The organism is Plantactinospora sp. KLBMP9567 (genome assembly GCF_033446045.1).
Taxonomy (GTDB): domain Bacteria; phylum Actinomycetota; class Actinomycetes; order Mycobacteriales; family Micromonosporaceae; genus Plantactinospora.
The window spans coordinates 140022-153942 of the sequence record NZ_JAWQRR010000039.1 but is presented as its reverse complement, the minus strand read 5'-3'; the positions used below and the strand labels follow the sequence as shown (position 1 = coordinate 153942).

The 13921-nt window shown below is 74.3% G+C and carries 11 protein-coding genes and 1 pseudogene; 7 read left to right on the top strand and 5 right to left on the bottom strand.

Features of this window, described 5'->3' with window-relative positions:
* Positions 1 to 7: 7 nt before the first annotated feature.
* Positions 8 to 370 (bottom strand): hypothetical protein, encoded by a 363-nt coding sequence (locus R6Y94_RS29045; protein ID WP_318399019.1) that lies wholly within the window; start codon positions 368 to 370, stop codon positions 8 to 10.
* A gap of 283 nt (positions 371 to 653) precedes the next feature.
* Here R6Y94_RS29045 and R6Y94_RS29040 point away from each other — a divergent pair, with 283 nt between their 5' ends.
* Positions 654 to 1175, top strand: coding sequence for an SRPBCC family protein (locus R6Y94_RS29040; RefSeq protein WP_318399018.1), 522 nt, complete (start codon positions 654 to 656; stop codon positions 1173 to 1175).
* Positions 1176 to 1195: 20 nt separating this feature from the next.
* On the opposite strand, the gene R6Y94_RS29035 is transcribed toward R6Y94_RS29040, so the two are convergent.
* The 3 genes from R6Y94_RS29035 to R6Y94_RS29025 form a co-directional block, all read right to left on the bottom strand.
* Positions 1196 to 3391: an FUSC family protein gene (locus tag R6Y94_RS29035; RefSeq protein ID WP_318399017.1), complete on the bottom strand. Its 2196-nt coding sequence runs from the start codon at positions 3389 to 3391 to the stop codon at positions 1196 to 1198.
* A gap of 239 nt (positions 3392 to 3630) precedes the next feature.
* Entirely contained in the window at positions 3631 to 4341 is a 711-nt protein-coding gene (locus R6Y94_RS29030; protein ID WP_318399016.1) for a DUF2786 domain-containing protein, read from the bottom strand.
* 85 nt (positions 4342 to 4426) lie between these two features.
* Positions 4427 to 4816, bottom strand: coding sequence for a hypothetical protein (locus R6Y94_RS29025; RefSeq protein ID WP_318399015.1), 390 nt, complete (start codon positions 4814 to 4816; stop codon positions 4427 to 4429).
* 169 nt (positions 4817 to 4985) lie between these two features.
* Between R6Y94_RS29025 and R6Y94_RS29020 the strand changes: the two genes are divergently transcribed.
* From R6Y94_RS29020 to R6Y94_RS29005, 4 genes and pseudogenes are all read left to right on the top strand, one after another.
* Complete coding sequence (locus R6Y94_RS29020; protein WP_318399014.1) at positions 4986 to 6356, top strand: ABC transporter substrate-binding protein; 1371 nt, start codon at positions 4986 to 4988, stop codon at positions 6354 to 6356.
* A 139-nt stretch (positions 6357 to 6495) separates the two neighbouring features.
* Positions 6496 to 7143: a hypothetical protein gene (locus R6Y94_RS29015; RefSeq protein WP_318399013.1), complete on the top strand. Its 648-nt coding sequence runs from the start codon at positions 6496 to 6498 to the stop codon at positions 7141 to 7143.
* Positions 7144 to 7382: 239 nt separating this feature from the next.
* Positions 7383 to 7631, top strand: coding sequence for a hypothetical protein (locus R6Y94_RS29010; protein WP_318399012.1), 249 nt, complete (start codon positions 7383 to 7385; stop codon positions 7629 to 7631).
* A 256-nt stretch (positions 7632 to 7887) separates the two neighbouring features.
* A pseudogene (locus R6Y94_RS29005) lies at positions 7888 to 9120 on the top strand (ABC transporter permease); the annotation flags it as partial.
* A gap of 71 nt (positions 9121 to 9191) precedes the next feature.
* Here R6Y94_RS29005 and R6Y94_RS29000 read toward each other — a convergent pair.
* A complete protein-coding gene (locus tag R6Y94_RS29000; RefSeq protein ID WP_318399103.1) occupies positions 9192 to 9587 on the bottom strand; it encodes a hypothetical protein in 396 nt (131 codons plus the stop codon).
* An 89-nt stretch (positions 9588 to 9676) separates the two neighbouring features.
* Between R6Y94_RS29000 and R6Y94_RS28995 the strand changes: the two genes are divergently transcribed.
* Positions 9677 to 11110, top strand: coding sequence for an FtsX-like permease family protein (locus R6Y94_RS28995; RefSeq protein WP_318399093.1), 1434 nt, complete (start codon positions 9677 to 9679; stop codon positions 11108 to 11110).
* Positions 11107 to 13917: an FtsX-like permease family protein gene (locus tag R6Y94_RS28990; protein ID WP_318399102.1), complete on the top strand. Its 2811-nt coding sequence runs from the start codon at positions 11107 to 11109 to the stop codon at positions 13915 to 13917. Before R6Y94_RS28995 ends, R6Y94_RS28990 begins: the two co-directional genes overlap by 4 nt.
* Positions 13918 to 13921 lie beyond the last annotated feature (4 nt).

Here is a 13921-nt window from a genome sequence, read left to right as displayed (position 1 = left end):
CCAGACGCTACCCGCTGCCTCGGTCAGGAACCGGGGCGGAATGGCGCAGGAGCCGGGTGAGGTCGCTGGCGAGTACGGCGAAGAGGGCGAGCAGGGCGGCGAGGCCGGTACTGGCCAGGATGGCGAAATCACGCTCGGCCCCGTCCGGCGCCAGCACCACCCCGAGTACCGCCGCGATCACCGCGACCAGCACCATCCCGATCCGGCCGACCCGGGCCAGCAGTACCGCCCGGGCCAGCCGGGTCGGATCGGCAGGCCGGTGCCGAGGCCACGGCGGGCGTACCAGGCGGCGGCGGTGAGGGTGCCGGCGCCGAGCATCCCGGCCAGCCCGACGACCGCCCAGGCGGTACGCGGCGGGATCGTCGGGCACGCCGGCTCTCCTTCCCACCGCCGTCGCCCCGCGTGCGGCCGGGTCGAGTCGCGCGGCCAGTGCTCCCGGTCGATGGTAGTCGCGCGGCCCGGTCTGACCGGCCATTGAACCTTTTTCAACCTCCCCTTGCGGTCCGAGGGACCGCAGGGTCGGACGCGGTGCGTAAGCGCCGCGCGGTCCAGGTTGAAAAGGTTCATTGATGATCTACCGCTCGGCGCAGGGATCGACCGCCCGTCGATGTAGAAGCTGCACAGCTCAGCAGCAGCCGGTATGGTCCCGGCCTATGGGACAGGAGACTACGAACGCCTCCGATATCCAGCAGGCCACCACCACGTACTCGGTGCGCAGCAGCCTCCGTGTCCCGGGCCCGGCCGACCGGGCCTTCACCGTCTTCACCGAGCGTCTCGCCGACTGGTGGGTGAAGGAATACACCTGGTCCGGCCCGCAGAAGCTGGCCAAGCTCGGCATCGAGCCCGGCAGCGGCGGCATGTTGTACGAAATCGGCCCGCACGGATTCCGCGCCGACTGGGGCCGGGTGCTGGACTGGCAGCCGCCCCGGCGCCTGGTGTTCAACTGGCAGATCGGCCCGGACCGGGCCCCGGTGCCGGATCCGGCCCGCAGCAGTGTGGTGGATGCCCGGTTCGCGCCGCAGGCCGACGGAACCACCCTGGTCGAGGTGGAACACCGCGACTTCGACCGGCACGGCGAGGCCGCCGAGGGCTACCGTGAGGCGCTCACCGCCGGCTGGTACGAGCTGCTCTCCCGCTACGCGGCGGCCGTCGAAAGCGTCAGCCACCAGGGCTGAACCTCCGGCCGCATACCGGCTCAGCCGGGCTGGCCGTGGCCGACGGTCGTCTTCGTCCTCTCCGGTTGGATCCGTTCCAGTTCGGCCCCGGCGCCGGTTAGCCACAGCTCGACGTCCACCAGGTTCAACGCGGCGGCCCGGGACTCACCCGCCGCCAGCACACCGCGTACCCGGGCGGGGAAGTCCTCCGGTGGCCGGGGCGGGGTCACCGGACGGCTGAGCCGGCCGGTGGACACCTGCTCGGCGAGGTCGGCGTAGCGGCGGCGGAGCCGCCCGGCGAGGTCGTCGAGCGGGCCGGCGGCGTCCTGCACCCGGGTCAGCCGGGCGTGCGCGCCCCGGCGCAGCCGGGACTCCGCGCCGAGGTGCAGGTGCTGGCCGGCGGCGAGCGCCGCCTGCCAGTTGACCGGCGGCAACCGGGGATCGTCCCGCTCCATCTGGTATTGCAGGAACGACGCCTCGGCGAGGATCCACGCCTGCCGGGCCGCACCGACCGCGTCCTGCCGGGACGGCCGGCCGGACAGCGTCCGGGTCACCTCCTCGGCCGCGGCGGCGCTCACCGACAGATAGCGGGCGATGGAGCGGCGCAGCTCCCCGCTGCCGCCCTTCGGCCAGAGCAGCAGGCCGGCCAGCACCCCGAGCACGGCACCGATCGCCACGTCGAGCAGCCGGGCACCGGCGATCTGCAGGTTCGCCGGGCCGGCTTGGGCGAAGACCATCACGAACAGCACGGTGAACAGCGACTGCCCCCAGAGCTGTGGCAGCAGCGGTCCGATCGCGAAGGTCAGCACCATGGCGACCGGCAGGACCACCAGCAGTACCTCCGGGACCTCGCCCGCGCCGAACAGCAGCAGGCTGCCGGCGGCGGCGCCGAGCAGCGTGCCCAGCAGCACCGGGCGCAGCGTGCTGCGGGTGTCGACCGCCGAGGTCCGCATCAGGGTGAGGATCGCCAGCAGTACCCAGAACCCGTGGTTGAGGTGCAGGAAGCCCGCGACCACCCGGGCGGTGGCCAGGGCCAGGGAGACCCGTATCGCCCCCTGGAGATAGACCGAGCGGGTCGTCAGATGGAACCGGAACTGTTGCCAGTAGAGCACGAACGGCGAGCGGTGGGCGTACCAGAACTCGTCCGGGCCCGGTCCGCCGGGCGGCCGGGCCGGTGGGCGCGACCCCGCGGCGATCCGGGCGGCGACGCCGAACGCGTGGGCGTGGTCGGCGGCCCGCAGGCAGATCGCCTCCCAGCGCAGTTGTGCCGGGCCGGACTCCTGCGTCGATATGGTCGGCGGCTGGTCGTAGAGGTCTTTGATCCGGGCCTCCAGCTCGGTCAGCCGGGTCATCTCGACCGGTTCCGCCCCGCCGCGCAGTGTCTGGCCGGCGTCGTGCAGGACGCCGGCCGACTGCCGCAGCAGCCCGGCCAGCTCGTCGTCGCGGACGTCGCCGAGGTCGCCGGCGATCCGGCACGCGTGATAGAGCAGTTGGCGCAGCAGCCGGTCGCCGTGCCGCAGCGCGCGGTCGCGGGGACCGGCCGAGGCCGGCCGCTGAGTAGGCGGGATCCGGGCCAGCCAGACCCTTTCCATCGCCCCCGCCGCCTCCTCCTCCCGCCGGGACAGTTCGACGCGGTCGACCGGCGCACCGACGGGTAGCCCGGCCAGCAGGTCGAGGAAGCGGGACGCCGAACCGGCCGCCTCGCCGAGCCGCTGCCGGTAGCCGGGCGGCGCCGGGTCAGGCCAGAGCAGCAGTTCGGCGGCGATCAGCAGGCCCACCCCGAGCGTCACCCCGCCGAGCCGGGACGGCAGGGTCTCCGGCTGGTACGGCGGGAACGACGCCGCGATGTAGAAGAGCTGCAATCCGGTGGCGAGGCCGAGGATCCGTGGCCCGCCGACTCCGGAGAACGGGATGGCGAATCCCACCACCAGCATGCCGGCCGCCGCGACCCAGGTGTTTACCGCGAGGAGCGACCCGACGGTCACCAGGAGCCAGGCGGCCGGAAGCGCGGCGAGCAGCGTACGGGCCCGCTGGGTGGGGCCACCGGGTACCTGCGAGATGAAGCCGAGGGCAATCGCCCCGAAGAGGGTGTAGAGCCCGAGCAGCGGGTTGCCCAGGCCGTACCTGCCGCCGAAGAGGCCGGCGCCGGCGACCAGCGCCAGCCGGAGACCCCGGCGGAGTACCCGGTAGTCCGGGTCCCGCCGACGCAGCCACTGCACGACGCCGATCCTGGTCATGGGTGCCCTCTGCCGCTCCCACCCGACCGGCCGGCCCGCCAGGCGCGGCGGAGATCAGGGCAGCGGCGCTACGCGGCCCCCGTGGCCGCCCGCCTCACCCTCTCACCTCCGTCGACGCCCCGCCGACGCTTTGCACCGGCCAACCGGCGTCCGGCTCCCACTGCCGACCGGCGGCGGGCCGGCTCCGGCCGCTCAGTCGGGAGGGTGGGAGGGTGGGGCGACGGGCCGACTCCGGCCGGTCAGGCCGGGGAGAGCGGGGTGGGGCGGCCGGAGCGGAGTTTGGTGCCGCCGAGGTCGGCTCGACGGCCCGCTGCGGCGCCCTGCTCCAGGCCACCGCCGAGCAGCCGGCGGGGTGCGGCCGCGCGCAGTCGTGGGTAGGCCTCGGCGAGGCGCCGGTCGACCCGGTCGGACCGGTCGGCGAGGACCAGGGCCACCGAGGGGGCGCCGGACGGAGCCGTCGAGGCGGCGGCCGCCTCGGCCCGGCGCAACCGCCCGGCGACCGCCGCGGCGAAGCCGGCCAGCCAGGAGCGGCGGAACGCGGCCGGATGGTCGCCCGGCGGGACCGGCGCGACCGAGATGCCGTGCGCGGCCTGCACCAGCAGCGAGGTGAAGAGCAGCTCCACCCGTTCCAGGTCGCTGGCGAAGCCGAACAGGTGCATGACGAACCCGCTACCGCCGCGCCGGCGTACCGACCGGCAGCGCAACGCGTCGGCGACCCCGGCCAGCAGGCCCACCTTGTCCAGGGCGTACGGGGCGGGGATGTCGACGATCCGGTCGCCGACCGGATCCGTGCCGGGATCACGGGCGGCGAGCAGCGCCCGGTCCACCCCGTACCGCGCGATCAGCTCGGTCGCCTTGGCGGTGAACGCCTCAGCCTCGGCCGGTGTGCAGGCCGGGTCCTCCGCCTTGGCCAGCAACTTGCGGACCTTGCTGAGCATCGCGTCGGACATGCACCAGAGCTATCACATCGGCGTCGGTGGGTGCCCCTGGACAAACCGGATGAGGAGCATGCAAAGATGGGCGTCGATGAGACAGCTAACCGGCGCGGTGCCGCAGCGTCGCGACGGCCGACCCGGCGAGGGTGAGCAGGCACTCCGGCAACTGTCCGTCCGCGAGTGCGGCGCCGAAGAGCGCGGCACCCGTGTCGCCGTCGGCGTTCGCGTACGCGCTGACGAACCGGGCCACCCAGCGCGCGTCGTAACCCGCCTCGTCGATCCCGGGGAAGTCGAGGGTCCACGGGCCCCGGGGCACACCGTCGCCGACCATCGTGGCGGCGAGGCACCAGGCCACCTCGTACGCACCGGCGACGCCGGACCGGTCGACCACCGCGTCGAACGTGCCGACCACGCCGTCGCTGTCACCGGCCAGCGCGGAGGTGAGCACGGCGGTGGCGTCATCCAGCGTCTCCTGCGGAACGTCCGTCACGTGCGGAAGGGTATGCCGCCAGGTCAAGCAGCGTCCGACAAACGGCATGAACGATACCTATCCAGGATGATAGAGCCCCACGGTCGCCAATTGGCGGTCGACCGCGGGCGCGCGTCGGAAGCAGGCGCGCTAATCTGCGCAACGGATCTCCGGGGAGGAAGGACGACCCATGCTCGTATTCCGCGGCACCCGCCGCGCCGCACTGTCCACCGCTGCCTGTGCGGCGCTGCTGCTGGCTGGCTGCGGTTCGGATGGCGACGGTGAGGCCGGGCAGGCCGAGCAGTCCCGGCCGACCCAGGTCCGCCTGTACGGCACGGACGGCAACATGCAGAACTCCTTCAAGGCGGAGTTCGACCAGCAGACCGGTCTGCTCAAGGGCATGAAGGGCACCACGCCACTCACCCCGCTCTCCGAGGACTTCAAGAACCGACTGCGGCGCAAGGACCCGAAGCTCTCCGACTTCCTCTACGCCGCCGAGTCGTACGACGCCGTCGCGATCAGTGCGATCGCGGCGCAGCTCGCCGGCTCGACCGACCCGGCCCAGATCGCAAGGCAGATCGTCGGGGTCACCACCGGCGGGGAGCGCTGCGACTCGATCGCGGCCTGCCTGCAACTCGCCCGGGCCGGCACCGACGTCGCCTACCGGGGCGTCTCGCTGAACCGGGGTGGCTTCACCGACGCCGGCGAGCCCTCCACGGCGAGTTATGCAACCCTGCACTTCGGCAGCGACGAGCAGCTCGACGACGGCAAGACCGAGTTCCTCGGCGCCGGTGACGAGTCCACCGCCAGCGTCAAGAAGCCGCCGGCCGGCAAGAGGCAGACCGAGGCGCTCGAGGAGAACAGCGGTGCACCGCTGAAGCTCGGCGGCCTGCTGCCGCGCACCGGTGACCTGGCGCTCGCCTATCCGCCGATGGCCGCGGCAGTGGCGCTGGCGGTCGACGAGGTCAACGCCGCCGAGGGCGTACTCGGCAAGCCGGTGGTCTGGGTCGACGGCGACGACGGCACCAACCCGAACACCGCGAAGGCGACCGTGGCGCAGCACGTACGCGCCGGAGTGCACGTGATCATCGGGGCCGGTGCCTCCGGCATCTCCCGGGCGGTACTGCCGGACGTGATGGCCGCCGGACTGGTGCTGTTCTCGCCGAGCAACACCGACGCCGGGCTCAGCACCGTGGACGACCGGGGGCTCTACTTCCGTACCGCCCCGTCGGACATCCTCCAGGGGCGGGCGCTCGCCGACATGATCCTGCGGGACGGGCCGAGCCGGATCGCGCTGGTGGCCCGGCAGGACTCGTACGGCGAGGGCCTCCAGGGCAACGTCCGGGCCGAGTTGGAGCGGGCCGGACACGGCTCGGACCAGGTACGGCTGTTCAACTACGAGGTGAAGGACGGCCCCGACGCGCCTCCGGTGGACTTCACCGAGGGCGCTCAGGAGATCAAGCAGTTCGGCGCCGACGCCATCCTGGTGATCGGCTTCGGCGAGTCGGCGAGGGTCATCGAGGCGCTCGCCGCCGCCGGGGTGAGCATCCAGCAGCAGTAACCTCACCCGCCGGGCGGCGGTCCGCCGGTACTCGATGGGAGTGGCACACTTCCGGGAGTCGCCGGGTGGGCTGGTCGGCCTAGCGTTACCCCTGTGCCCGGCGGTCCCGCCGGGCACAGGGAGACCGGGGAGGTACGACATGAGCTACGACGGTGACCCCAGCGTGCTGGGCGACGCCCTTCCGGAGCACGAACTGCCCGGCGTCGACGACCAGCAGGGCCTCGGACCGGCGGCGGACCCCGGCTCGGACCCGCTTTCCTCGGATCCGCTCGGGCTGGACCCGCTGGAGATCGCCGAGGAGCCCCCGCCGGTCACCTCCGTGGTCACGCACTACGCGGGCGGCATCACCGAGGTCGCCACCGACCTCGACGGCGACGGCTACGCCGAGCTGCTCGAGTTCGACGTCAACGGCGACCGGGTGGCCGACGTCCGCTACCAGGACACCGACTGGGACGGTCGGCTGGACAGCGTCGAGCGGGACTCCAACCTGGACGGCCACGTCGACCAGGTGCTGGAGGACAACGACGGCGACGGCCGGGTCGACTCGGTGGTCACCGACACGAACCGGGACGGCGTGGTGGACCGGGTGGTCGCGGACGCCGACTTCGACGGTCGGCCGGACACCTGGATGACCGACAGCGACTTCAACGGGCGCCCGGACGAGATCCGGGTCGACCTCGACGAGGACGGCCAGGCCGACCGGCTGATGGTCGACACCGACCACGACGGCACCGTCGACCAGGTCAACTACCAGGACCGGCAGACCAACCCGTACGTCACGAACTGATCGCGGCGGCGAACGCCGCCGGACGCGTACGGCGGCCGTCGTGCTGCCCGATCCGTCCAGCTCGGCCGCCTGTGCCCGGGTCTCGCCGTGCCCCGGTCGGCATGGCGGGGGCCCCACGGGGGTAGTGCGAGGTGGCACAGTGCGGTAGTCGTGTCGGGGAGTTTCTCGTGGGTGTCGGGCGGCACGCAGATCGAGGGTTCCGGCGTGGCCAGAACTTCTAGCTGACGGAAGGGCAACAGATGAGCGAGTCGCAGGAGACCGTCGACACCCGAGGTGACGAACGGATCGAACTGCTCCGGGCGGACGCCAACCAGGACGGCAAGACCGACGTCTGGGTGGTGGACACCGACGGCGACGGCAAGGCGGACCTCTTCCAGTTCGACACCGACGGCGACGGCAAAGTGGACATCACCATGGTCGACGCCGACGAGGACGGCAAGCCGGACGAGGTGGTGGACGGGGACGGCGGCCTTCCGCCGACCACCTGACCGACGCCGCCGGGCGCCAGACCGACCGTGGCCGTGGCGGCGGCTCTCCGGGTACGACGGATCCGGGGAGCCGCGGCCACGGCCTTTGTCGTACCCGAAATCGTCTCGGACGGTGCGGGCCCGGCACCGCCCGGGCCAGTGGTGATCGACAACGACTCGATCTCAGTTCCGTCATGATCGGGTCACGAAGTCGCCTGTCGGCCAATTCACTCCCCCGTACGCCAACCTTTCGCTCGCCCTCGGGCGCTTCGCAGCCATGAGGGGCGACGACCGACGCCGCCCGCCTCGCCCATGGGGGAGAAGCAGAACGATGAGGCTGGTGTTTCGGCGTGCCCGCGGTGCGAAGAGTCTGCTCCTCGCGGCGACCGGGGCGACCCTGATCGCCACCGCCCTGCTCACCGGGCTCGCCGGGTACAGCCGGGAGGTGGTCGACTCCGGCACCGAGCGCGCGGTCGCGTCGGCCTCCCAGGAGGAGCGGTCGATCCTGGTACGCGGCACCGCCGGCAGCACCCCGGAGAGCCTCGCCGAGCGGGACGAGGCGGTACGCTCCCGGTTCGCCGACGGCTTCGGCGGAGTACCGGCCGACATCTCCGGGGCCGGCTACGCCGCCGGACGGCAGTTCGCCGGGCGTACCGGGAACGCCGTACCGGACGCTCAGGGCCTGGTCTTCGCCCGGGTGGTCTTCCTCGACGACCTTCCCGGGCACGCCCTGCTGACCGACGGCGCGTGGCCGAGCCCCGGCCGGCGACCGGTGCAGACCGCGCTCGCCGAACCGGTCGCGAAGATCCTCGGAGCCCGGGTCGGCGACCGGATCCCGATCAGCGACCGGGTCACCGACCGGGTGACCGAGGTGACCGTAACCGGCGTCTGGAAACCACGCGACGTCCGGGACCCGTACTGGCGGCTCGTGCCCGAGGTGGCGGACGGGGTTGCGACCGGGTCCGCCACGTACGGGCCGCTGGCCGTCGACCGGGCCGACTTCCTCGACCACTTCATCACCAACGCCTCCGCCGGCTGGCTGGTCGAACCCGACCTCGCCGGGGCCACCATGAGCTCGCTGGGCCGGCTGGGCGAGGCCGCCGGCCAGACCACCGCCAGCCTGCCCGCCGAGACCGGGCTCGGCAGTTCCGGGCTGGTCACCACCCAGCTCGACCAGCTCGTGCAGCGGCTCGACCGGGCCGGGCTGGTCGGTCGGTCGGCGCTGGTCACCCCGATGCTGCTGGTGGTGGTCCTCGGCGGGTACGCGCTGCTGCTGGTCGCGCTGCTCCTCACCGAACAGCGCCGGGGCGAGGCGGCGCTGCTCCGGGCCCGGGGCGCCGGGCGGGGCCAGTTGGCCGGGCTGGCCGCCCGGGAGTCGTTGCTCGTCGTCCTGCCGGCCGCCGTGATCTCGCCCGTACTCGCCACCGAGCTGGTCCGGTTGGCCGACCGTACCCCGGTGCTGGCCGCCGCCGCGCTACGGCTGGATCCCCGGCTCGACACCCGGGCCTGGCTGATCGCCGCGCTGGCCGCGCTCGGCTGCGCGCTGGCGATGCTCGGCCCGGCCCTGCGCCGCGGCGGCAGTTACGTCGGCGAGCTGGCCAGCCGGTCCCGGCCGAGCCGGCGGACGATCGCGCAGCGGGCCGGGCTGGACGTCGCGCTGGTCGCCCTGGCGGTGCTGGGTTGGCTGCAACTGCGGCAGTACTCCTCGCCGCTGGCCGGCGCCCGCCCGGACGGCGCCCTCGGGATCGACCCGCTGCTGGCCGCGACCCCCACGGTGGGCGTACTCGCCGGGGCGGTCCTCGCGCTGCGCGGCCTGCCGCCGATGGCCCGGCTCGCCGAGCGGTGGGTCGACCGCAGGTCCTGGACCGGCACCATGCTCGGGATGTGGCAGGCCGGTCGCCGGCCGCACGCCGGTCCGGTGCTGCTGCTCGCCCTGGCGGTGGCGGTCGGCACCCTCGCCTGGTGCCTGGCCGCCACCTCGGAACGGTCCCTGACCGACCAGGCCAACCACCAGGTCGGCGCCGACCTGCGGCTGGTCGAGTCGAGCGGGGTCGCGCCGCCGGTCCGTGCCGGCCTGGCGGGACACTCCCCGGCTCGGCACCGACGGCGTGCCGGCCGGAATGGTCGCGCTGGACGTCGCCGAGGCCGGACCGGTCGTCCGGCTCCGGGACGACCTGGTCGACGGCGGTACCGCCGGGCTCTTCACCGGGATGGCCGGGGCCCGGGTGACCGCCCCGGTCGTGGAGCTTCCGCCGGGGACCACTCGGCTGACCGGTCAGATCACCACCACCGGCACGGGCGGCTCCGCCCGGGTTCCGGTCCGCACCACGGCGGTCTTCACCGAGCCGCACGGCGGGCACCTCCGGATCCCGCTCGGCGCGAGCTACGACGACGAGCCGCTGTGGTTCAGCGTGCAGCTACCGGCGAGCGGGGACACCCCGCCGAGGCTGGCCGGCTTCGCGGTGGACACCCACGGACCTCCCGGGTACGTCGTCGACTGGCAGCTCACCGACCTGCGCGCCGCCCCGGCCGGCGGCACCGCGACCGCCGTGCCGCTCGCCGACGGCCGGCAGTGGCAGGCGGTGCACCGCTCCGGCGAGACCGGACCCGCGACGGCGGGACCACGCGGGCTGACCGCCCAGTACCAGGCGTCCCCGTCGGGGGGCTGGGCGGGCGTCAGCTCGTCGGTCTCGTTCGCCGTGACCGTCGCGCCCGGCCCGGGGCAGGTGCCGCTGGTGGCCACCCCGGAGGCGCTGGCGGCGCTGCGGCTCGGAGTCGGCGACCAGACCGTACTGGTGCTGGCCGGCGGAGCCGTCGACGTCCGGATCACCGGTACGGTTGCCGCACTGCCCGGCGTACCGGAGTCGGCCGCGCTCCTGGTCGACCTGCCGTCGCTTGCCACGGCGCTCTTCCACGAGCGGGGCATCCTCGCCGCGCCCGAGGAGTGGTGGCTGGCCACCCGTCCCGACCAGCACGCCGAGGCGGCCCGGGCGGTGGCCGGGCTCGGCGGGCTCCAGGTCGCCGACCGGCTGGAGGTGGCCAGCCGCTCGGGCGACGACCCGTACGGTGTCGGCGCCCGGGCCGCCCTCTTCGCCGCCGCGCTCGGCGCCATCCTGCTCGCGGCGGTCGGCATCACGGTGGACGTCCGGGCCACCGCCCGGCGCCGGGTCACCGAGCTGGCCGTGCTGCACACCCTGGGCGCCGGCCCCCGGCTGCTGGCCCGGTCGCTCCTGGTCGAGCAGGCGTTCCTCGCCGGCATCGGCGTGCTGGTCGGACTGGGGGTGGGAGTCGGCGTGGCGGCCACGATGGCCCCGCTGGTCATCCTCACCCCGTCGGCGCAGCGGCCGGTACCGGTGCCGCTGCTGGACGTCGCCTGGCTGCCGGCGACCGGGACCGGTGCCGTACTGCTGCTGCTCGCCCTCGCGCTGAGCGGGCTGACCGCCGCCACCATGCGGCAACGGCTGGCCGCGGCCCAGCTACGGATCGGGGAGGACCGGTGAACGCGGGACCAGTGAACGCGGGACCAGTGGAGGCGGGACCGGTGGAGGGGCAGGACGCGGTGCACGGTCGATCGGTGCCGAGGCGGGCCGGGGGGCGACTGCCGGGGCCGTTGCGCCGGGCCCGGATCTTCGCCGGCTACCTGGGGCTGCTCGGCGTACTCGGGCTGGTGGCGGCGCTGCTGGTCACCGGGGCGCCCCGGCTGGCGAACGAGTTCGCCGACGACGGGATGCGGCACGACGTACGCGGACTGCCGTACCAGGTCCGGGACCTGACCTACACGACGTCGCTGAACGCCGTCGACGGCCCGGACGCCGCCGTGGCGGCGGAGCGGCTCGACCGGTACCGGCAGAAGCTGCCCGGGCCGCTGCCGTCGCTGGTCGGTCAGCAGTGGTTCGCCGGCCGGATCGGCCCGAAGGACCTGGGCGTGGCGGGCGACGCGCCGTCGCTGCGCGGAAGCTGCCGGCCGGAGCTGCAACTACGCGGCCAGACCGGTGTCGAACGGGAGCTGCGGGTCGTCGAGGGGCGCTGGCCGGCCTCCCGGGACGGGGTCGAGGCGGCGCTGTCCCGGGAGGCCGCCGGCATCCTCGGGCTGCGGGTCGGCACCGCCGTCGTGCTCAGCGGCGAGGGGTTCAACCAGGGCTCCGTCCCGGTCCGGATCGTCGGGCTGTACGACCCGATCGACCCGGCCGCGCCCGCCTGGGACGCGATCCGGCTCGCCGAGGTGCCCTGTTCGGACCCGGCGGCCGGCACCACCCACCGGGCCGCCCTGCTGACCGACCTGTCCGGGATGACCGCCGCCGGTGGACGGCTCGGGCTCACCTACGAGTGGCGCTACCGGGTCGACGAGGAGCGGGTGACCACCGCCGACATCCCGGAGGTGCTGACCGCGATCGCGGCGACCCGGCGTACCCCGCCGGAGCGTGGACTGGTGCTGGCCACCGGCCTGGACAACAGCCTGACCCGGTTCGACGGCCAACTGCGCGCGGTGCGGGCACTGCTCGCCGTGGTGCAGGCCGGCATCCTGGCCACGCTGCTCGGGCTGGTCGCCCTCGCCGCCGGGCTGGCGGCGCAGCGCCGCCGGGAGGAGTTCACCCTGCTCCGGGCCAGAGGGGCGGCGGCGGTGGAGATCGGTGCTCGTACCCTGCGGGAGACCGTCGCCGTGCTACCGGTCGCGGTACTCGCCGGCTGGCTGCTCGGCCGGCTGGCGCCGGGTCGCCCGGCCGGGCCCGAGCCGCTCGGGGTCGCGCTGGTCGCCGTCGGCACCACCCTGGCCATTCCGCTGCTGGCGATGCTGAGCCAGCGCCGGGCGAGCTTCGTGGGCCGGCGCCGGGACCTGATGCGCCACCGCCCGTCGGTACGCCGGCTGACCGCCGAACTCTTCGTGCTGCTGCTCGCGGTGCTCGGCGTCGTACTTCTGCACCGGCGCGGGCTGAGCCAGGACACCGGGGTCGACCCGTACCTGGTCTCGGTGCCGGTGCTGCTGGCCGTGGCCGCCGCCCTGGTGGCGCTGCGGTTGGTGCCGTGGCCGCTGCGCCAGGTGGGCCGGATCGCCGCCCGGGCTCGTACGGTGGTGCCGTTCGTCGGCCTGGCCCGGGCCGGCCGGGGCGCGCCGGTGACCGTCGGGCCGCTGGCCGTACTCGTCGTCGCGATCGCCACCGGGGTCTTCACCAGCGTGGTGACCAGCACCGTCGCCGAGGCCCGGGACCGGGTCACCGACCAGGAGATCGGCGCCGCCGCCCGGATCGTCGGCTCCTACTCCGACCAGGCCACCGCCGACCGGATCGCCGCGCTGCCCGGGGTGCGCGCGGTCAGCCCGCTGGCGGTCGGGGTGGGCCAGCCGTTGCGGTCGCCCACCCCGAACCTGCTCGGCGGGCGTGACCTCGGCCAGGTCCAGGTACTCGTGGTGGACGGCCCGTCGCTGGCGCGGGTGCTGGCGGCGAGCGGCGTCGACGTCGACGTACCGGCCGGGCTGGCCGCGCCGGGGCGGATCGACGGTCCGGTGCCGGCGCTGGTCTCGCCGGAGGTGGCCGAGGCGGTCGGCGCCGGTGCGGTGACCGAGGTGCAGGGCCGGCGGTACGAGTTCCGGGTCGACCGGGTGGCGTCCGGATTCCCGGGGCTGGCGGCCGACGTCCGCCGGTTCGTCGTACTGCCCTGGCAGGCGCTGCCGGTGCCGCAGTTCCAGCCGATCCGGCCCAACCAGTTCCTGGTGGCCGGTGACGGCTTCGCCGCCGCCGAACTGATCGCGACGGTGGACACCGCCCAGCGGGAGTACCTGGCGGAGGTGCTGGGACAGCCGGTCGAGCAGGTACGCCCGCAGACGGCGGTCACCGTCACCACCTGGGCGCAGCACCGGGAGGCACTGGAGCGCAGCGGTGTGAACCGGCTGCTCAGCTTCACCTTCGGCACCGGGGTGGCCGGGGCGACCGCACTGGCGCTGCTGGCGGTCGGTTTCGCCGTACTCGCCCAGGCGCCGGGGCGGGGCCGGATGCTGTCCCGGCTGCGCACGATGGGGCTCTCCGGAGGGCAGGGCCGGGGACTGCTCGTCTACGAGCTGGTGCCGCTGCTCGGCGTCGCGGTGCTGGCCGGTGGGCTGGTCGGGGTGGCCCTGCCCTGGCTGCTCGGGCCGGCGCTGGGGCTGTCCGGGTTCACCGGCGGCCTGCCGGCCCGGATCCACCTGGATCCGCTGCTGGTGGTCGGCGTACTGCTGCTGGTGGTGGTGGCGCTGGTCGCCGCCCTCGGTGTCGAGAATCTGATCAACCGCCGGATGCGCCTCGGCGAGGTGCTCCGGCTCGGAGAGGAGAACTGATGGC

Bases quoted from the DNA above. Each gene is read 5' to 3' on its own strand.
- R6Y94_RS29040 (WP_318399018.1), top strand. From the start codon at position 654: ATGGGACAGGAGACTACGAACGCCTCCGATATCCAGCAGGCCACCACC.
- R6Y94_RS29035 (WP_318399017.1), bottom strand. From the start codon at position 3,391: ATGACCAGGATCGGCGTCGTGCAGTGGCTGCGTCGGCGGGACCCGGAC.
- R6Y94_RS29030 (WP_318399016.1), bottom strand. From the start codon at position 4,341: ATGTCCGACGCGATGCTCAGCAAGGTCCGCAAGTTGCTGGCCAAGGCG.
- R6Y94_RS29020 (WP_318399014.1), top strand. From the start codon at position 4,986: ATGCTCGTATTCCGCGGCACCCGCCGCGCCGCACTGTCCACCGCTGCC.
- R6Y94_RS29015 (WP_318399013.1), top strand. From the start codon at position 6,496: ATGAGCTACGACGGTGACCCCAGCGTGCTGGGCGACGCCCTTCCGGAG.
- R6Y94_RS29010 (WP_318399012.1), top strand. From the start codon at position 7,383: ATGAGCGAGTCGCAGGAGACCGTCGACACCCGAGGTGACGAACGGATC.